This window comes from Flavobacterium sp. IMCC34518 (genome assembly GCF_027111095.2).
Taxonomy (GTDB): Bacteria; Bacteroidota; Bacteroidia; order Flavobacteriales; family Flavobacteriaceae; genus Flavobacterium; species Flavobacterium praedii.
Genome location: NZ_CP114284.2, coordinates 1,107,501 through 1,127,026, shown reverse-complemented (window position 1 = coordinate 1,127,026; position 19,526 = coordinate 1,107,501). Strand labels below are relative to the sequence as shown.

16 protein-coding genes and 1 rRNA gene (1 of these 17 only partly in view) are annotated in these 19,526 nt (G+C 33.1%); 13 read left to right on the top strand and 4 right to left on the bottom strand.

What is annotated here, in order from left to right:
- Positions 1–51 precede the first annotated feature (51 nt).
- Entirely contained in the window at positions 52–2,442 is a 2,391-nt protein-coding gene (locus OZP06_RS04985) for a penicillin acylase family protein (RefSeq protein WP_269223918.1), read from the top strand.
- Position 2,443: 1 nt separating this feature from the next.
- Here OZP06_RS04985 and OZP06_RS04980 read toward each other — a convergent pair whose 3' ends face one another.
- Entirely contained in the window at positions 2,444–2,890 is a 447-nt protein-coding gene (locus OZP06_RS04980) for a DUF4440 domain-containing protein (protein ID WP_269223917.1), read from the bottom strand.
- Positions 2,890–4,398: a helicase HerA-like domain-containing protein gene (locus tag OZP06_RS04975; protein WP_281238750.1), complete on the bottom strand. Its 1,509-nt coding sequence runs from the start codon at positions 4,396–4,398 to the stop codon at positions 2,890–2,892. Before OZP06_RS04975 ends, OZP06_RS04980 begins: the two co-directional genes overlap by 1 nt.
- A gap of 364 nt (positions 4,399–4,762) precedes the next feature.
- Between OZP06_RS04975 and OZP06_RS04970 the strand changes: the two genes are divergently transcribed.
- The 8 genes from OZP06_RS04970 (at position 4,763) to OZP06_RS04935 (ending at position 11,941) form a co-directional block, all read left to right on the top strand.
- Positions 4,763–5,587 carry a MotA/TolQ/ExbB proton channel family protein gene (locus OZP06_RS04970; RefSeq protein ID WP_269223916.1) on the top strand — a complete coding sequence of 275 codons (825 nt, stop codon included), beginning with the start codon at positions 4,763–4,765 and terminating at the stop codon, positions 5,585–5,587.
- A gap of 42 nt (positions 5,588–5,629) precedes the next feature.
- Positions 5,630–6,253, top strand: a complete 624-nt coding sequence (locus tag OZP06_RS04965) for a biopolymer transporter ExbD (protein WP_281238751.1) — start codon at positions 5,630–5,632, stop codon at positions 6,251–6,253.
- A gap of 19 nt (positions 6,254–6,272) precedes the next feature.
- Positions 6,273–6,845 (top strand): biopolymer transporter ExbD, encoded by a 573-nt coding sequence (locus OZP06_RS04960; RefSeq protein WP_269223914.1) that lies wholly within the window; start codon positions 6,273–6,275, stop codon positions 6,843–6,845.
- 34 nt (positions 6,846–6,879) lie between these two features.
- Positions 6,880–7,677 carry an energy transducer TonB gene (locus tag OZP06_RS04955; protein ID WP_269223913.1) on the top strand — a complete coding sequence of 266 codons (798 nt, stop codon included), beginning with the start codon at positions 6,880–6,882 and terminating at the stop codon, positions 7,675–7,677.
- Between the two features lie 232 nt (positions 7,678–7,909).
- Complete coding sequence (locus tag OZP06_RS04950) at positions 7,910–8,824, top strand: substrate-binding domain-containing protein (protein WP_281324305.1); 915 nt, start codon at positions 7,910–7,912, stop codon at positions 8,822–8,824.
- A gap of 28 nt (positions 8,825–8,852) precedes the next feature.
- Positions 8,853–10,526, top strand: coding sequence for a hypothetical protein (locus OZP06_RS04945; RefSeq protein WP_269223912.1), 1,674 nt, complete (start codon positions 8,853–8,855; stop codon positions 10,524–10,526).
- Between the two features lie 107 nt (positions 10,527–10,633).
- The gene (locus OZP06_RS04940; protein ID WP_281238754.1) at positions 10,634–11,266 is read left to right on the top strand and encodes a 7-carboxy-7-deazaguanine synthase QueE; all 633 of its coding nucleotides are present in this window, start codon (positions 10,634–10,636) and stop codon (positions 11,264–11,266) included.
- Between the two features lie 276 nt (positions 11,267–11,542).
- Positions 11,543–11,941, top strand: coding sequence for an energy transducer TonB (locus OZP06_RS04935; RefSeq protein ID WP_269223911.1), 399 nt, complete (start codon positions 11,543–11,545; stop codon positions 11,939–11,941).
- A 168-nt stretch (positions 11,942–12,109) separates the two neighbouring features.
- Here OZP06_RS04935 and OZP06_RS04930 read toward each other — a convergent pair whose 3' ends face one another.
- Positions 12,110–12,814, bottom strand: coding sequence for a class I SAM-dependent methyltransferase (locus tag OZP06_RS04930; protein ID WP_269223910.1), 705 nt, complete (start codon positions 12,812–12,814; stop codon positions 12,110–12,112).
- A 74-nt stretch (positions 12,815–12,888) separates the two neighbouring features.
- On the opposite strand from OZP06_RS04930, the gene OZP06_RS04925 reads away from it, so the two are divergent.
- Together OZP06_RS04925 and OZP06_RS04920 are read left to right on the top strand one after the other, a co-directional pair.
- Positions 12,889–13,383: a YkgJ family cysteine cluster protein gene (locus OZP06_RS04925; RefSeq protein ID WP_269224552.1), complete on the top strand. Its 495-nt coding sequence runs from the start codon at positions 12,889–12,891 to the stop codon at positions 13,381–13,383.
- A gap of 105 nt (positions 13,384–13,488) precedes the next feature.
- Positions 13,489–14,724, top strand: a complete 1,236-nt coding sequence (locus tag OZP06_RS04920) for an FtsX-like permease family protein (RefSeq protein WP_269223909.1) — start codon at positions 13,489–13,491, stop codon at positions 14,722–14,724.
- Between the two features lie 51 nt (positions 14,725–14,775).
- On the opposite strand, the gene OZP06_RS04915 is transcribed toward OZP06_RS04920, so the two are convergent.
- Positions 14,776–14,943, bottom strand: a complete 168-nt coding sequence (locus tag OZP06_RS04915) for a hypothetical protein (protein ID WP_269223908.1) — start codon at positions 14,941–14,943, stop codon at positions 14,776–14,778.
- Positions 14,944–15,079: 136 nt separating this feature from the next.
- Between OZP06_RS04915 and OZP06_RS04910 the strand changes: the two genes are divergently transcribed.
- On the top strand, positions 15,080–16,240 hold the full coding sequence (locus OZP06_RS04910) for an IS110 family transposase (RefSeq protein ID WP_269222240.1): 1,161 nt from the start codon (positions 15,080–15,082) through the stop codon (positions 16,238–16,240).
- A gap of 2,170 nt (positions 16,241–18,410) precedes the next feature.
- Positions 18,411–19,526, top strand: a 16S ribosomal RNA gene (locus OZP06_RS04905) (it continues 398 nt past the right edge of the window).

Sequence of the window (19,526 nt, the reverse complement as noted above, 5' to 3'; positions counted from 1 at the left end):
AAATGTGTTGATTTTTGCATAAGTTTGATAAAGCCTGTAAAATTATAACCAATGAGAAACCTAAAAAGAGCCTTACTATTTTTTATTTTTTTAATAATTGCCTTAGTTGGCGGTTTCTTTATTTACAGAAGTTATCAAAAGCCTAATTATGAAGGAGCGATTTCTTTAAAAAACATTAAAAATCAAACTACGGTTTATTTTGATGAATTTGGAGTACCTCATATATATGCCAAAAACACAAAAGAGGCCATGATTGCCTTGGGTTATGTACATGCTCAAGACAGGTTATGGCAAATGGAATTGCTCAGACGTATTGTACCAGGAAGATTGTCTGAAATATTTGGATCTGTTGCCTTGAAGAATGATAAATTTTTTGTGGGTTTAGGAATTGAAGAAGCTTCTCAAAATGCCATTCTTAAATTAGATAAAAAAAGTCCAGCTTATCAATTGACAATGGCATATCTAGACGGAATTAATCAATATGTTCAGGAAGGTGTTACGCCAGTAGAATTTCAGTTATTAGGGATTGAAAAGCAAAAATTTACAATTCAAGATGTGTATAATATTTTTGGATACATGTCTTTTAGTTTTGCAATGGCTCAAAAAACAGATCCTTTATTGACCGATATTCGAAATAAATATGGAATGGATTATCTAAAAGATTTTGGTTTAGATGGTAAATTCAATACAACACGAATTAAAATTGCAAAACAACGTCCTCAAGAATATGAGGCTATTTCTAAGTCTATTGCGTCATTATTAGATCAGTCTCCAGTTGCCCCTTTTGTCGGAAGCAATAGTTGGGTTCTTTCTCCGCAAAAGACAAAGAATAAAAAAGTAATTTTTGCGAATGATCCGCATATAGGGTTTTCGCAACCTGGAACATGGTATGAAGCGCATATTGAAACTCCAGATTTTGAATTGTATGGCTGTTATTTAGCAGGAGCTCCTTTTCCTTTGTTAGGACATAATCGAGAATATGCTTATGGTTTAACCATGTTTGAAAATGATGATGTCGATTTCTATCAAGAAATAAACAATCCTAAAAACAGTAATCAATACCAAACTAAAAACGGATTTAAGGATTATGAAATCAGGAAGAAAATAATAAAAGTAAAAGATTCCTCAGACGTGGTTTTGAATATAAAAGTAAGTCAGCATGGCCCTGTTATGAATGATTTGTTAGTAGGTTTAAAAAGTGATAAACCTGTTGCTATGTCTTGGATTTACACACAACAACCCATTCATAGTATTGAAGCCCTTTATGCTCTTTCTCATTCAAAGTCAATTACAGATTTTCAAAAAGGAGTTGCTCTCATTGCTGCTCCAGGACTGAATGTGATGTATGGCGACGCTAAAGGGAACGTGGGTTGGTGGGCAACTGGTAAATTGTATAAACACAGTAATGCTGTGAATACCAATTTTATTCTAGATGGTTCTAATGGAAAAGACGATACTCTAGAGTATTTTGATTTTTCTAAAAATCCATCAGCTGTCAATCCAAGTTGGAATTATGTTTATTCAGCAAACAATCAGCCAGAATCCATTGATGGTTTTGCTTATCCAGGGTATTATTTGCCTGAGGATAGGGCTAAACGAATCACACAATTATTGGATGCAAAATCATACTGGGATCGAAATGCTGTAGGCGAAATGATTAATGATAATACTTCTATTATTGCTCCAGAAGTGGTGAAAAATTTATTTTCGGCTTTAAATTTAAAATCATTTTCTAAAACTGAAACTGAAATATTACATATTTTAAAAACGTGGAGGGGTTCAAATAACTTAAAAGATGTTGGGCCTACTATTTATAACAAATGGATTTTTTTATATCTAAAAAATACTTTTCAAGACGAATTGGGGGATGAAGCATTCAAACAGTTTTTAGGAACTCACATTATGAAACAAATTGTAGCTAGACAAATAGCTAACGAAAATTCACCTTGGTGGGATAATGTTACAACTAAAAACACAAAAGAGAATAGAAGTCAAATTATAACCAAATCGTTTGAAGAAGCAATAGCTGCTTTAGAAAAACAATTAGGAGAAAATCCGTATGATTGGACTTGGGGAAAAGTGCATTCAGTAGAATATCAGCATCCAATTGGAAAAGTTGCATTATTTAGACCCTTTTTTAATGTTGGTCCATTTGAAATTTCTGGATCCAATGAAGTGATAAACAATCAGTTTTTTGATTTTGTAGATGATGGATTTTACAAAGTAAAAGGAGGGCCTTCAAGTCGAAGAGTAATAGATTTTTCGGATATTGAAAACAGTTGGGGAATTTTACCAACGGGCCAATCAGGAAATCCATTTAGTTCGCATTATAGAGATCAAGTGGAGTTGTACAATTCTGGAAAATTCAGAAAAATGAAATTGAATAAAAAAGAAATTATCCAATCTTCTACAAAATTGGTTTTTTATCCTTTAAAAAATTAAATTAATCCCAAATGTATTTCCAAGAACCGTCTTTTTGTTTTTTCCAAACTGTGTGAAAAACTCCTTTTGTGGTCTTTTCTTTTCCAGAAGCGTCTTTAGTGGTCCATTTGTATTTGCCATAGCTAGAAGCCATGTCACCGGCATCAGAAACAATTACGGCATCAGGAGACCAAGTTATAGTTGGATTTTGAAGTTTTAGGTTTAAGTAATATTTTTTTATATTATTCTTGCCAATGATTAATGAGTCGTTTTCTCTTTTGATAACAGCATTAGAATCGGCAAATTGATAAAAACCTTCTGCTGGTCCTTTTTCAGTAACTAATCTTTCAAAATCTTTTTCTGTCTTAACAATTTCTAATTTGACATATGTTAAGTTTTTAGATTCTGACTTTGGTGAGCAACTAGCAAAGGTGGAAAGAATAATAAAAAGGGTGATGAAGTTTTTCATTATTTTTTAAATATTTTAGATAATATTCCAAATGCACCTCTAATAAAAGTAGCACTTGTAACTACTTTCAAAACTGATTTTGTGACTACACTTGCAGTACTCGGTTCATTGCTTTCCTGTTTTTTTTCTTGCTCTGCTGCAACTTGTTCTTGAGCAGATTCTATTTTTTTGGAAAGCATTTCATAAGCACTCTCACGATCAATGATTTCATTGTATTTTTTAACTAAATTCGATTTTGCATTGATTTCTTGAATTTCAATATCTGTTAAAACATCCATTCTACTCATTGGAGCACGCATCATAGTGGCTACAAGTGGAGTTGGAATTCCTTTTTCACTCAAGGCAGTTACAAAAGCTTCTCCAATTCCCAAGCTCGTTAATACTTCGTCTGTTTTGTAAAATTCGGATATAGGATAATTCTCTGCTGATTGTTTGATTGCTTGCCTGTCGTTTGCTGTAAATGCCCTTAATGCATGTTGTATCTTTAAACCTAATTGAGCCAAAACACCACTAGGAATGTCCATAGGATTTTGGGTGATGAAATAGATTCCAATTCCCTTGGAACGAATTAATTTTACGATGGTTTCAATTTGTTCCAATAATGCTTTGCTGGCTTCATTGAAGATTAAGTGGGCTTCATCTATAAAAATAACCAATTCGGGTTGTTCTACGTCCCCTTTTTCAGGCATTTGTTGGTAAATTTCAGCTAATAAGCTTAGCATAAAAGTGGAGAATAATTTGGGTTTATCTTGGATATCGGTTAACCGAATAATATTTATATACCCTTTTCCGTTTTCGTCAATGCGCAATAAATCATCAATTTCAAACGACATTTCTCCAAAAAACAAATCGGCTCCTTGTTGTTCAAGTTCTATTATTTTTCTTAAAATGGTTCCAGTTGTCGAAGTTGATATTTTGCCATAACTTTTTTCAATATCTTCTTTTCCTTCGTTTGTAATAAAATTAATAACCTTTTTGATGTCTTTTAAATCCAATAATGGCATTTTTGTATCGTCACAATATTTAAATATGACTGAAACAACTCCGGATTGTGTGTCGTTTAAATCCAGAATTCTAGAAAATAGAACAGGACCAAATTCCGATATAGTAGAGCGAAGTCTTACTCCTTCTTGTTTAGAAAGAGACATTAATTCTACAGGAAAACTTGACACAGAGTAGGGTATATTTAATTTTTCATGGCGCTCTTTTATAAAATCTTTTTCAACCCCTTCTTTTGCAATACCGCTAAAATCCCCTTTTATATCCATCATCAAAACGGGTATTCCAAATGATGAAAGTTGCTCCGAAAGTACTTGAATTGTTTTTGTTTTTCCAGTTCCAGTTGCACCAGCAATTAACCCATGTCGATTTAAAGTTTTTATAGGAATTTTTACAAAAGTATTTGGTAAGACTTCGTTGTTAAGTATTGCGCCTCCAAGTGTTATGCTGTCTCCTTTTGAAAAATAACCGTTATTTATATGCTGAATAAATTCTTCTTGTTTGCTCATAACTAGTGGATATTAAAATTTTATGCAAGATATTAAATTTTTGCGAAAGGATGATATTAAGGATTTTCTGTAATTAAATATCACAAAATTGTGTTTATTATTTATTTTAAAGCGTTTTGAATTATATCCTTTTTTTTTGAATAAAAATATTCAAAATACTTAAAATCGTGTTTTTTTTTAATTTTTTGAATCACTTTTTTAAAAAAAATATTTAATTATTCTTAAAAAACGTAGTGCTTATGTTTTGAATATAAAATAATTTGCAAGATTACTTCAAAAAAAGTTTTTTTATTTCAACTAAAAATTTAAATTTGCTCCTATACAAGTTTATTAAAACTAAAATAAATATTTAAAATTTAAAAAAATGGCAAACGTTAAAGTTAAAAAAGAAAGCACTTCAAATGGTGGAGGAATGGTTTCAGGGATTATTATTGCAGCATGTATTTTTGTGGGTTGGTTAATCTGGTCTCAAGTAATGGGAGATCCATCAAATTTTGAAGGTGGTGATATTGAAAAAGGACACCCATTAAACACATTAGGTCAAGTTTATAAAGGAGGATTTATAGTACCAGTATTATTAGGTATGTTATTAATGGTTATTGTGTTTTCTATCGAGAGATATTTTGTTATCGCAAAAGCTGCTGGAAAAGGAAATTTAGATAAATTCATGAAAACAGTTCAAGCAAGTATCAAAACTGGTGATATTGATGGAGCTATTGTTACATGTGATAAACAACAAGGTTCTGTAGCAAATGCAATTAAATCTGCATTAGTTAAATACCAAGAGGTTAAAAAAGAAGGATTCAACAGTGAAGAAGCTGCTGAAACTATTCATAAGGAAATTGAAGAGATTACTTCTCTTGAAATGCCAATGTTAGAAAAAAATATGACTATTATTTCTTCTTTAGTTTCTTTAGGAACACTTGGAGGATTATTAGGAACAGTATCAGGGATGATTAAAGCGTTTGGTGCTTTGGCTTCTGCTGGAACTCCAGATCAAGCTGCACTTGCAGTAGGTATTTCTGAAGCTTTGATTAACACGGCTACTGGTATCTCTACATCTATTACAGCTATTGTTGCTTACAACTTCTTTACTTCAAAAATTGATGATTTAACGTACTCTATTGATGAGGCTGGTACAACAATCGTTAATACTTACAGACACTTCAGAGGTAGTTTAAAACAATAATTAATTTTTGATAATATTTTATCAAAATAATAGACATAAATAATGGCTAAAATAAAAATGAAAAAAAAGTCCACATCTACCGATATGACGGCGATGTGTGATGTTGCGTTTCTTTTGCTTACGTTCTTTATTTTGACTGCCACTGCTAAAACACCTGAAGTATTACCAGTTGATACTCCACAGTCTACTGTGCAAACAAAATTGCCAGCTACTGATTTGTCTACTTTGACAATTGGTAAAGTAGATGGAAAAACTGCTGTATTCTTTGATTTGAAAGGAAGAGAAGTTCGTAAAAAAGCTCTAGAATTAATGGGGCAAAAATACAATATAGCTTTTTCAGCAGCAGATGCAGAGAAATTTGCACTAATGGAAAGTTTTGGAGTGCCAATTCAAAATCTAAAAGCAGTTTTAGATATGAAAGCATCTGAAAGAAGTAAGGCAGGTCAACCAGGTGTTCCTAAAGACTCTTTGGATAATCAGTTGAAAGATTGGATTTTATATTCTCGTAAAGCTAATATAGAGATTAATGACAAAGAATTGCAATTTGCAATAAAAGGAGATGCTAAGGAGCAATATCCTGCAATCAAACAAGTGATGGATATTTTGCAAGATCAAAAAATCAATAGCTTTAACTTGGTTACGGGTTTAAGAGGAAAGAATTTTTAATTAAAAAAGACACACTAAAATGGCTGAATTAAATACCGGCGACGGTGGAGGCGGAAAAGGTGGTAAAGTAAGAAGTAAAAAACAAAACTCAAAGGTAGATTTAACTGCCATGGTGGATTTGGCGTTCTTACTAATCACATTCTTTATGCTTACCACTACGTTGTCTAAACCTCAATCCATGGATTTGACGTTGCCAGATAAAGAAAAAGATAATAATGCTCCTGAGAGTAATATTAAAGTTGATGAAAATCGTACAATGACTTTACTTCTTGGTGAAAATGGAAAATTGGTGCGTTATGTAGGTATGTTGGAAAAACCGCTTGCGGCTCCAAAAGATTTTACATATGGTAAAGATGGAATTCGAAAAGAATTGCTAGCTAGAATGGAATTGGTTAAACAGTACTCTACAGCTAAAGGAAAACCTAAAGACGGAATGATTGTTATTATTAAACCAAGTAAAAAATCAACGTATCGTAATTTGGTTGATGTTTTGGATGAGATGGCAATTGTTGGAGTAAATGCAACAGGATCCTATGCTATTGTACCTGAATTTTCACCAGAAGAACAAAAATTGTTAGAAGCAAAAAAATAATATTTTTTTGCTTATAACCTAATAATTAAAAAAAATGAAATTAGATTTAATAAAAAATCAATGGATTGAGATCGTTTTCGAAGGACGTAATAAGCTTTATGGTGCTTACGAACTTAGAAAATCGAATCGTAAGACTTCTATGCGAGCGCTTGTCATTGGTAGTGTTCTTTTTAGCCTAGCTGTTAGTGCTCCGCTTATAGCGAGTTACTTGCCAAAAGGAGGAGAAGAAGTTGATACTGATATCAAGATTACTGCTGTAAAATTGCCGCCTAAGAAGAAAGTTGAAGATGTAAAAGATCTTGCTCCACCACCACCACCACCACCAAAACAAGATCAGGTTAAATTTGTAAAACCTGTTGTTGCAAAGGCTGAAGATGTTACTGAAGATCCTCCAAAGATGGATGATATCAAGGACAAAAAAACGGGTGCTGAAACTATTAAAGGAGATCCAGATGCTCCTCTTACAGTTGAAGAAGTTGGAAATGGTCCAGTTGTTGAAGTTATCGAGGAGGACACTAGTGTACACTCTTTAGCTGGAATTGAACAAAAACCTGAATATCCAGGTGGAATTGAAAAGTTTTATCAATTTGTTGGTAAGAATTATCAAGCTCCTGAAGAAGAAGGTCTAAAAGGTAAAGTGTATGTTACTTTTGTTGTAGAAAAAGATGGATCATTAACAGATATCAAAGTAGTTAGGGATATTGGTTATGGAACAGGAAAAGAAGCGATTAGGGTTTTAAGCAAATGTCCTAAATGGCTTCCTGGAGAGCAAAATGGTAAAAAAGTGAGAGTTTTATATTCTCTTCCAATTACTATTCAATCTGCAGAATAATGTTAAATAGTTTATTTAATAATTTAAAGAAGAAATCGCTTATTGAGCGATTTCTTCTTATTATAACTGTTTTGGTTTTTTTAGCCTATTTTTTTTTAGGTTTAATGGTTATATTTTGGAATAAGTTTCCTTTTAACATGCAAATGGAATATAGAATAGCACTTGGTGTTGTTTTAATTGTATATTCTATTATCCGTTTTTTTCGTGTATATAATAGTAATAAAGAATAGTTATGTTCAGATTGAAAAATATTTATGTTTTAGTTTTGATTATTTTCATTTTTTTTAGTTGTAAAAAAAATGAAAATGAATCAATAGTTAAAGAAACTATTTTAAAAGGTAAAGCAACTATTCTTGTTGATGAGACAATTACGCCTATTGTTGAAGATGAAGTAATGGTTTTTGAAAGTAAGTACGATGCGAAATTTACATTAATTTCTTCGTCTGAATCAGAAGTTTTAAATTCTTTATTTAACAAAAAAGCTAAAATTGTTGCAATTGCTAGAAATTTAACTAAAAAAGAGTTAAAAGTGTTCGAACAGAGCAAAATAGTTCCTAAAATAACTAAATTTGCTATCGATGGTATTGCATTTGTTTCTAATAAATCAAACAATGATACTTTAATAGCTTTAAAAGATGTTATTGGTTTTATGAAAGGTAATAGGAATTCCAAAATAAAGGGTTTGGTTTTTGATAATCCGAATTCAAGTACTGTAAATTACATGAATGCATTAGCAGGATTAAGTGGATTGCCTGAAAAAGATGTTTTTACTTTTAAAACTAATAATGAAGTTTTAAAATTTGTTTCAGAAAATGATGGAATGATTGGAGTTGTTGGAGTAAATTGGTTATCGCAGCCTATACCTTCCATGGAATCAATAATTAAAAATATAAATATTTTAAGTGTTAAAGGACTAGATAAAGAAGGTTATTTTGCTCCTTCCCAGAATAATTTTGCAGAGGGAACTTATCCTTTGTTACGAGATTTGTTTATAGTGAATTGTCAAGGAGCTTCTGGATTGGGTATGGGTTTTTCCTCTTTTGTGGCAGGAGATATAGGACAACGTATAGTTCTAAAATCGGGTTTGTTACCATATAAAATACCCGCTAGGAATCTGAATATAATAAGAGGTGACTCTAAAAAATAATAGAAATAAAATAATTAATGTAATGAAGATGAACAAAGTTAAAGTTTTAAGTATTGCTTTATTAGCTGTTGTGGCTACTATTCAAGCGCAGGATATAAACCAAGCAAAAAAAGCAATTGATGCAGAACAATTTGAAAGTGCTAAAACTATTTTAAAATCTATTATTAATGCAAAGCCAACTAATGGTACTGCAGCGTTTTATTTAGGTAATGTTTACATGTTGCAAAATAATATCGATTCTGCTAAAATATATTATCAGAAAGGTCTTTTGGGTACAGAAGGAGCAAGATTAAATAATATTGGTTTTGGTTTAATAGATTTAGACAATGGTAATCCAGCTGCTGCGGAACAAAAATTTGCAATTGCTACTAAAGATTTAAAAAAGAAAGACATTGAAGAATATATTTTCATAGGTCGTGCTTATACCTTTTCTACAAAACCCGATTACAAGAAAGCTATTGATGTGTTAAATAAAGCTAAATTAATTAATCCTCAAGATGCACAATTAAACTTAGCTTTAGGGAACGCTTATTTTGGTGATAAAAATCAAAATGATGCTTACTCTTCTTATAGAAACGCTTATTCTTTTGACAATACATTAATTAGAGCAAAAATGCAATTAGGTGTTCTGTTAAAAGGAGCAAAAGCTTATACTGAAGCAATAAAAGCTTTCGATGAAGTAATTGCCATTAATCCAAATTATGGGCCTGTTTATCGTGAATTAGCTGAAACATATTATTTATGGGGAAGAAATGAACCTTCTAAATATAGAGTTTATGTTGATAAAGCTTTGGTTAATTATGAAAAATATTTATCGTTAACTGATTACTCTCTTAATTCTAGAATGCGTCATGCAGATTTTTTAGTTTTAGCTGGTGAATACAAAGCTTTAGAGATTGAGGCAAATAAAATGATTGAATTGGATAAAGTTAATCCAAGAATTTTACGTTATTTAGGGTTTTCAGCTTTTCAGAACGGTAATTATGATGTTGCAATAAAATCACTAGATAGTTTTATCTCAACTCCTGGTAATAAAGTAATTGCTTTAGATTATCAAACTTTAGGATTTGCAAAGATTAAAAAATCAGTAAGCGAAGATGGTAAAACTGTTGACCAATTCTTATTTGATAATGGTATTTTAGATATTAAGAAATCAGCTGAAATGGATGCTAATAGTTTAGCAATAAATATTAGTGAAGTTGGAAAAAAACTCTATGAGCAAAAATTATTTAAACAAGCAGCTCAAATTTATGAGATAGCCGTGGCTAATAAAGAATCAAAAAATTATGTATTGGATAACTTTTATTTAGGGAATAGTTTGTATTTTGATAATACAAGAAAAGATATTGTAAAGCCAGATGTTGAATCGTTAAAAAAGGCAGATGCGGCTTATGCGGCTGTTATTGAAGCTTCTCCAAAAACGCAAGATGCATATATTTATAGAGCAAGAACTAATAGTTTATTGGAAAATGATGAGTTAACAATAAAATATTATAGTGATTATGTTAATATTGTTACAGAAAAGGGACAGGAGGAGTTGGCTAAACCTGCAGTAATAAAAAAAATAATTGAAAGTTATAATACTTCTGCTGCAAGTTATGCTAATACAGACAAGAATAAAGCAATTGAGCTTTTTAATAAAACGTTGGCAATTGATCCAGCTAATCAATATGCATTAGATTCTTTAAAAGCTTTAAAATAAATAAACTATAATTTTACTAAAAATGGCAATTAGAAATAATTGCCATTTTTTTTTGGATTTCTATGGGTTGTTTTTAATTGCTTATCTTTGCAGACTAAATTTATATAATGTTATCTAGAGAAGTTCAATTAGAAGTAAATAAAGGAACCATGCTTCCTCTTATGGAAGAGTTTTATACCATACAGGGAGAAGGATTCCATACAGGTACTGCAGCTTATTTTATTAGAGTTGGTGGTTGCGATGTTGGTTGTCATTGGTGTGATGTTAAAGAAAGTTGGAATGCAGAATTGCATCCGCCCACAAAAATCGATTTGATTGTAAGTAATGCAACTAAATTTGCAGATACTATTGTAATTACTGGAGGAGAACCTTTAATGTGGGACATGAATCCTTTAACTCAAAAATTAAAAGAGGCTAAACTAAAAGTGCATATTGAAACATCCGGTGCGTATCCTCTTAGTGGGATTTGGGATTGGATTTGTCTTTCTCCAAAAAAAAACAAGTTACCTACTCAAACGGTTTATGATAATGCTAATGAACTTAAAGTTATAATTTATAATAAACATGATTTTATTTTTGCAGAAGAACAAGCTGAAAAAGTTAAATCAGAAACCATTCTTTTTCTTCAACCTGAATGGAGTAAAAAGGAGGAAATGACTCCACTTATAGTAGATTATGTAATGAATAATCCCAAATGGCGTGTCTCGTTGCAAACACATAAATACTTGAATATTCCTTAAACATGCCAAGTTTTACATTTCGATCAAATCGGAAGGCTTTCTTTAGTGTTTTTATGATTCATTTTTTTTTGTTAAAATAATTCAATCGTTTTCGTTGTGCTTGTTTTTAAATGTCACAAAATCAGAAGCTTATGTTTTACACATGAGAAACATGTAATTTTGCGTATTAATATTTATGAATATCGTTTTTTTATTCGAATATTTTTGTATTTTTACTAAAACCTACTATGTAATGTTTCTTTTTTTAGAGCGTACATACTTTAAATAATTTACGATATGAAAAAATTTTTACTTTCAGTAATTACTTTAGTTTTTGTGAATATTGCCTCTGCACAACCTACTAGTACTTATGTTGACGATGCTCCTTATAACTATGAAGAGGTAGAAGTTAGACCAGAATTTCCTGGTGGATATAATGAATTATTAAATTTTATTGGAAAAAATTTTAAAATTCCTGAATATGAAGGAAATGGAGGTATTTTAAAAGTTGCATTTGTTATTGAAATTGATGGTTCTATTTCAAATGTTAAAGTAGTAAAAGATCTTGGAGATGGAACTGGTATTGAAGCTAAAAGAGTAATATCTAGTTCTCCTAAATGGTCTTCTGGTGAAAATCGCGGTAAAAGAGTTAGAGTGCTTTATGAATTACCTATTAAAATTGCAGGTCAAGGGTAATTGTTTTAAAGTACAATAAAAACCTCTACAAAAAGATTTTATTTTTTGTAGAGGTTTTTTATTATTCTTATTTAAAGGTAAAGCCTTATTGTTTTATTTATTGGATTTAATCTAATTTAATTATTTAATTGTGTTGTATAAAAAGGATTAGTTGTTTCAATTTCTATACTATGAAAGTCTAGCTAAATAATCATAGTGTTCTCCTTCTATTATTAGTTCACATTGAAGATTATTATCTATAGCCGCATTTTGAAGTGTGTTATAGTCTAAGAAAAGCCAATCTAAAGGTGTTTCTTTTTCTCCTTTATATGTGATATTGAAAATAGTTTCGCCATAGTATTCGTTTTCCGATGGAATCCATTTGCCCCCGTCTTCATCTTCATCAAACATGTAAATAATGTCTGAGCTATCCATTAATATTTGTCCTCCTGGATAAAGTAATGATTTTAATTTCAAAAGGAACTTTGGGATGTTTTGTAATTTGCCACAAATTCCCGGACCATTCATTAAAACTATTATAGTGTCAAATTTTTCATTTTCAAATGACATTACATCTTGAATAATTGCTTTTTTTAGGCCTCGAAGCTTGCAGGCTTGAATTGCATTTACAGAAATGTCAATTGAAGTAACATCAAGATTTCTGTCGTTTTGTAAAGTTAAACTATGGCTTCCAGCTCCACATCCTACATCAAGTACTTTTCCTTTTGTGAGTTGTAGTGCTTTTTGTTCTATCCTTGGCATTTGATCATAACTCCTAAAAAGATAGGCGACACTCATCTCATCTTCTTCTGAAATAGTAGTTTCAGTGATTAAATCCTCAGGATTGTTATTGGTTTGGTAATCGAGTATGGCTTTTCCGAAAAGATCTTTCATAAAATTTAGTTTCAAGTTTAAATTTCCAAGTTTAAAGTTTAGTACTTTTGCTGAATCATCTATATATTTCAGCATTGAAACCAGCTTTAAACGAATTAGGAAAACTAGCCAAAGATAAGCATATCGAAAACAAAAAGTATTTTGATAGGCTAAAAAAGAAAGCGCCAAAGAATTTGGATTATGTTATGCAAGATATTCATGAAGCCGAATTCAAAAAAACCAATTGTTTGAACTGTGCAAATTGTTGTAAAACAACCGGTCCGTTATTCACTTTGGCAGATATTGAAAGAATTTCAAAGTTTTTAAGACAAAAACCACAACAGTTTATTGAGCAATATTTACGAATTGATGAAGATAGAGATTATGTGTTGCAAAGTGTGCCCTGTGCTTTTTTGGATCATGAGAACGCATGTATGATATATGAAGTTCGTCCAAAAGCATGTAGAGAGTTTCCTCATACTGATCGAAAGAAGTTTCAGCAAATTACTGATTTAACACTCAAGAATCTTGCAATATGTCCCGCAGCTTATAATATTGTAGAAGAGATGAAAAAGAAATTGCCGCTCTAAACGATTATTTTGTGTTTCAGTGGTACTTTAGTGTTAACTATTGGATTTGCAAAGTGTAAAATGAAACTTTATGTATATTTGTTCAGTTCCTCAAAATAAAACAATTTGAATTTAGAGTATTTTATAGCCAAAAGGCTTATAACCGCCAAAGATTATAAAAGCAGCATATCGGCGCCAATTATTAACATTGCTATTTCAGCTATTGCTATCGGAATGATTATGATGATTGTTTCTGTGGCTACCGGAATAGGTTTGCAAAATAAAATAAGGGAAAAAATTGCTGCATTCAATGGTCATATCATAATTTCAAATTATGATAATAACCAGTCCGAAACTACATTATTACCTATTTCAAAACATCAAGATTTTTATCCCAAGTTTATTTCAGTTCCTGGAGTAAATCATATACAGGCTATAGCTAGTAAAGCAGGAATTATAAGAACTGAAACTGCATTTGAAGGGATTATTTTCAAAGGTGTAGGTGATGACTATCAATGGGGGAATTTAAAAGAGTATCTCGTCTCAGGTAGATTACCTATTTTTTCCAAAGGTATTACCCAAGAAGTTGTAATTTCTCAATTTCTTGCTTATCGACTAGATCTAAAAGTGGGTGATTACTTTAATACTTTCTTTATTAAGGAAGACCAAAATCAATTACCTAATATTCGTCGATTCAAAATAGCCGGAATTTTCAATTCAGGGTTTCAGCAATTCGATGCTACTTATATAATAGGTGATATTCGTCACATTCAACGAATAAATAAATGGTCGTCCAATCAAATTGGTGCTTTTGAGGTTTTTGTAAAAGACTTTAATACGATAAAAGAAACAGGGGAAGAAGTTTATAAAAAAACCTCCTCAACTCTAGATAGTAAAACAATTATTGAAAAATACAGTTATATATTCGAGTGGTTACAACTTTTCGATTTTAATATTATAGTTATTTTGGTGGTAATGATACTGGTAGCGACTATAAATATGGTTGTGGCCCTATTGGTTCTTATTTTAGAACGTACGCAAATGATAGGGATTCTTAAGGCGTTAGGTGCAGATAATTGGTCAGTAAGAAAAATTTTTCTGTACAATGCCTTTTATCTAATAGTGAGAGGTTTGTTTTGGGGTAATTTAATTGGAATTTCAGTATTGTTAGTGCAGGAATATTTCGGAATAGTAAAACTCAATCCCGAAAGCTATTATGTCAATCAAGCACCTGTATATTTGAATTTTGGGTATATCTTATCTCTAAATTTGCTTACAGTAGTGATTTGTTCTTTAGTTTTGTTGATTCCTTCTTATATAATCACAAAAATTTCACCCGTCAAAGCCATTCGATTTGATTAAAGATTAATCTTAGTTTAGGTAAGGAGCTTAAACCTGCTATCCGCTACAATCTTATGAGCCAAACACCGGCTCATAAGGATTTCCACTACTATCAGGGCTCATATCTTTGACTATGTTAAAAATATGAAATGTATCTTTGAAATACAACAATTGATAAGCAAAACGAAATGGCCAAATTCTATCGGGGCGAAATACATCTTTTGATGATATTGTAGACATTAGGTTAATCCATTTCGTTTTTATTACATTTCGAGTCACAATAGTACTTAAAGACCAGAATTTAATTTGGATCTTGTATAAAAAATGAGCAAAGATTTATGTAATATTTTGTTTATTGATTCTAAATCAAAGAGTTATGAATTTAAAGTATTCTGTTGGATTAGACGTTTCAAGCAAAAAAATTAATGCTTGTATTAGTGTTATTGATGAAAAACAAAAGGTAACTGTAAAGTCAAGTACCATTATTTCTAACACATTAAAAGGATTTTCTTCTTTGGAAGAGTGGATTTTAAAGCATAAAAAGGAAACTATTCCTGTGGTAATTTGCATGGAAGCTACAGGGATTTATCATGAGAATTGTGCTTATTGTTTGTTTGGGAAAGGATTTGATGTTTCTATAATTTTGCCTAATAAAGCAAAAAAATATTTGGAAGCTATTGGGCTCAAATCAAAAAATGACAGCATTGATGCCAAAGGATTATCACAAATGGGAGCCGAACAGTGCTTAGATTTATGGCAACCAATGGGATCCTTTTTCTATGAATTACGATTGTTGACAAGGCAACATCAAAATGTTACCGAATTGAAAACGGTTTTAAAAAACCAATTAGATGCGTTGAGTTTTGCAATGCACCATTTGGATTCAGTTACAAATCAATTAGAGCAAACCATAATTTTATTTGAGACACAGCTCAAAGAGTTGGACAAAGAAATAAAGATTCATTTGAAATCTAATAAAGAAGTTTATGACAAGACTGAAAATATATTGAAAATGAAAGGATTAGGAATTTTAACATTGAGTACTATTTTGGCTGAAACCAACGGTTTTACATTATTTACGAATTACAAACAGTTAGTGTCTTATGCGGGTTATGACGTAGTTGAAGCACAATCAGGAAAGCGTGTTGGTAAAACCAAAATATCAAAAAGAGGGAATTCAAGAATAAGACGCGCCTTACATATGCCGTCATTGGTAGTTATTCAATGCAAAGTTAAACCCTTCAAAGATTTATATGATAGAACCTATGAAAAACATGGAATAAAAATGAAAAGTTATGTGGCGGTTCAAAAAAAGATACTGACAATGATTTATCATTTATGGAAAAAGAATGAAGCTTACGATGCTATTTATCAGCTAAATATCCAAGAAGAGGAGCAAAAGTTGACCTCTCGGGCAATTGGCTTCGAAGAAGACACAATAGCAAAAAATAGCCCCAACATAAAAATTGAGGCTACACAAGGTAAACATCCAGTGAATAATCGCAAGAAGCTTCCTCTCGGTGTAACAAATATATAAAAATTAACCAAAATAAATTAGGTATTGAAGATAGTACCTAGGACATTCGTTTTCATGAGGTCGTATTCATAAAAAAAACAACACCTAATATATAGGTAAAGAAGAAACAAAGAAAATCCGCGCCTTCGCATTAGCGAATCCGTCAAATCCGCGTCTCACCGCGCCTAATTATATTGAGTTAAGCTTTGTTTTTCTCACCAAGACGCCAAGGCGCCAAGTTTAGAACTGTTTTCTTTGCGCCTTCGCGCGTTTGCGAGACCTATATTTTTTAATAAGATACAGCTATAAAAGCCCCACTATATAAAGGAGGGAATAAAAATCCGCGCTCATCCGCGCCTTCGCACTAGCGAATCAATAAAATTCGCTTCCCACCCCGCCGAATTAGATTAAGTTAAGCTTTGTTTTTCTCGTCAAGACGCAAAGGCGCCAAGTTTAGAACAATTTTCTTTGCGCCTTCGCGCCTTTGCGAGACCTATATTTTATAATAAGATACAGCTAGAAAAACCACCTTATATTAAGGAAGGGAATAAAAATCCTTTCTCCTCCGCGCCTTCGCATTAGCGAATCAATAAAATCCGCTTCCCACCGCGCCGAATTAGATTAAGTTAAGCTTTGTTTTTCTCGCAAAGAAGCAAAGGCGCCAAGTTTAGAACTGTTTTCTTTGCGCCTTCGCGCCTTTGCGAGATCTATATTTTATAATAAGATACAACTGCAAAAGCCCCACTATATAAAGGAGGGAATAAAAATCCGCGCTCCTCCGCGCCTTCGCATTAGTGAATCAATAAAATCCGCGTCCCACCGCACCTAGATATATTGAGTTAAGCTTTGTTTTTCTCGCCAAGATGCCAAGGCGACAAGTTTAGAACTTTTTTCTTTGCGCCTTCGCGCCTTTGCGAGACCTATATTTTATAATAAGATACAGCTATAAAAGCCCCACTATATAAAGGAGGGAATAAAAATCCGCGCTCCTCCGCGCCTTCGCATTAGCGAATCCGTCAAATCCGCGTCCCACCGCGCCGAATTAGATTAAGTTAAGCTTTGTTTTTCTCGCCAAGATGCCAAGGTGACAAGTTTAGAACTTTTTTCTTTGCGCCTTCGCGCCTTTGCGAGAACTGTATTTTTTAATAGGACACAGCTATAGAGAGGTACAAAGACCACATTATATTAAGGAAGGGAATAAAAATCCGCGATCCTCCGCGCCTTCGCATTAGCGAATCCGTCAAATCCGCGTCCCACCGCGCCGAATTAGATTAAGTTAAGCTTTGTTTTTCTCGCCAAGATGCCAAGGCACCAAGTTTAGAACAATTTTCTTTGCGCCTTCGCGCCTTTGCGAGAACTGTATTTTTTAATAGGACACAGCTATAGAGAGGTACAAAGACCACTTTATATTAAGGAAGGGAATATAAATCCGCGATCCTCCGTGCCTTCGCATTAGCGAATCCGTTAAATCCGCGTCCCAAAGAGTGATAAAAGTCTATTAGTAAAACCCAGGCGAATACAACCAGGAACAAAGAGTAGTACTAACAAGCGGTAAAAAGGGCGATACATCTGGTATGAATCCCTTCTGAAAAGGCACAAAAAGTAATAAAACCGTAAAAAGGGCCTAAAATTTTCAGTAAAAACGATGGATTTGATAAAAAAGGGGTTGTATAAAGCTCAATATACCAATAGATTAAAAAATAAATCAAAAAAACCTCAAAAAAGTCATTGTTTAAAGGGATAAAGGGTCTACTTTTGCACCCGCAACAGCGACTAAGTTCTTTAAAACACTGACAAGTAATAAAAATCACAAAGAAGATTTATTTTCAAAAAAGATTAAAAAAAGCTTGTGGGAATTAAAAGAGTATGTTACTTTTGCACCCCGCTAAACGCGCAACGTTCGTTGAAAGACTGATAAGAAAAGAGAAGAAACCGGGAAAAATATTTTTCAAAAAAACTTCAAAAATTTCTTGCCAGTCACAAAAAGAATTGTTAGTTTTGCACCCGCTTTGAGAGACAGCGAAAAGTGGATTAAACGATAAGAATACGTTCCTAGACATATTGAATTGACAGCCGTTTTAACAGAGATGTTAGAACAAAAGAATAAGAGTAATAGAATCGAAAGATTTGAGAATAGACCACTAGAATTGGAGTCGCATAATAATAGCTTAATTAATTAAGCGCACAATATACGATGAAGAGTTTGATCCTGGCTCAGGATGAACGCTAGCGGCAGGCTTAACACATGCAAGTCGAGGGGTATAGGTTTTCGGACCAAGAGACCGGCGCACGGGTGCGTAACGCGTATGCAATCTACCTTTCACAGAGGGATAGCCCAGAGAAATTTGGATTAATACCTCATAGTATAGTACAACCGCATGGTTGAACTATTAAAGTCACAACGGTGAAAGATGAGCATGCGTCCCATTAGCTAGATGGTAAGGTAACGGCTTACCATGGCTACGATGGGTAGGGGTCCTGAGAGGGAGATCCCCCACACTGGTACTGAGACACGGACCAGACTCCTACGGGAGGCAGCAGTGAGGAATATTGGACAATGGGCGCAAGCCTGATCCAGCCATGCCGCGTGCAGGATGACGGTCCTATGGATTGTAAACTGCTTTTGCACAGGAAGAAACAACATTACGTGTAATGTCTTGACGGTACTGTGAGAATAAGGATCGGCTAACTCCGTGCCAGCAGCCGCGGTAATACGGAGGATCCAAGCGTTATCCGGAATCATTGGGTTTAAAGGGTCCGTAGGCGGTTTAGTAAGTCAGTGGTGAAAGCCCATCGCTCAACGGTGGAACGGCCATTGATACTGCTAGACTTGAATTATTAGGAAGTAACTAGAATATGTAGTGTAGCGGTGAAATGCTTAGAGATTACATGGAATACCAATTGCGAAGGCAGGTTACTACTAATGGATTGACGCTGATGGACGAAAGCGTGGGTAGCGAACAGGATTAGATACCCTGGTAGTCCACGCCGTAAACGATGGATACTAGCTGTTGGGAGCGATCTCAGTGGCTAAGCGAAAGTGATAAGTATCCCACCTGGGGAGTACGTTCGCAAGAATGAAACTCAAAGGAATTGACGGGGGCCCGCACAAGCGGTGGAGCATGTGGTTTAATTCGATGATACGCGAGGAACCTTACCAAGGCTTAAATGTAGATTGACCGGACTGGAAACAGTTTTTTCGCAAGACAATTTACAAGGTGCTGCATGGTTGTCGTCAGCTCGTGCCGTGAGGTGTCAGGTTAAGTCCTATAACGAGCGCAACCCCTGTTGTTAGTTGCCAGCGAGT

Excerpts from the sequence above, each read along its gene's own strand:
- OZP06_RS04975 (WP_281238750.1), bottom strand. The coding sequence starts at position 4,398 with ATGAGCAAACAAGAAGAATTTATTCAGCATATAAATAACGGTTATTTT.
- OZP06_RS04950 (WP_281324305.1), top strand. The coding sequence starts at position 7,910 with ATGTTCAGATTGAAAAATATTTATGTTTTAGTTTTGATTATTTTCATT.
- OZP06_RS04945 (WP_269223912.1), top strand. The coding sequence starts at position 8,853 with ATGAACAAAGTTAAAGTTTTAAGTATTGCTTTATTAGCTGTTGTGGCT.
- OZP06_RS04940 (WP_281238754.1), top strand. The coding sequence starts at position 10,634 with ATGTTATCTAGAGAAGTTCAATTAGAAGTAAATAAAGGAACCATGCTT.
- OZP06_RS04935 (WP_269223911.1), top strand. The coding sequence starts at position 11,543 with ATGAAAAAATTTTTACTTTCAGTAATTACTTTAGTTTTTGTGAATATT.
- OZP06_RS04955 (WP_269223913.1), top strand. The coding sequence starts at position 6,880 with ATGAAATTAGATTTAATAAAAAATCAATGGATTGAGATCGTTTTCGAA.
- OZP06_RS04960 (WP_269223914.1), top strand. The coding sequence starts at position 6,273 with ATGGCTGAATTAAATACCGGCGACGGTGGAGGCGGAAAAGGTGGTAAA.
- OZP06_RS04970 (WP_269223916.1), top strand. The coding sequence starts at position 4,763 with ATGGCAAACGTTAAAGTTAAAAAAGAAAGCACTTCAAATGGTGGAGGA.
- OZP06_RS04980 (WP_269223917.1), bottom strand. The coding sequence starts at position 2,890 with ATGAAAAACTTCATCACCCTTTTTATTATTCTTTCCACCTTTGCTAGT.
- OZP06_RS04965 (WP_281238751.1), top strand. The coding sequence starts at position 5,630 with ATGGCTAAAATAAAAATGAAAAAAAAGTCCACATCTACCGATATGACG.
- OZP06_RS04985 (WP_269223918.1), top strand. The coding sequence starts at position 52 with ATGAGAAACCTAAAAAGAGCCTTACTATTTTTTATTTTTTTAATAATT.
- OZP06_RS04910 (WP_269222240.1), top strand. The coding sequence starts at position 15,080 with ATGAATTTAAAGTATTCTGTTGGATTAGACGTTTCAAGCAAAAAAATT.
- OZP06_RS04930 (WP_269223910.1), bottom strand. The coding sequence starts at position 12,814 with ATGAAAGATCTTTTCGGAAAAGCCATACTCGATTACCAAACCAATAAC.
- OZP06_RS04915 (WP_269223908.1), bottom strand. The coding sequence starts at position 14,943 with ATGTCTACAATATCATCAAAAGATGTATTTCGCCCCGATAGAATTTGG.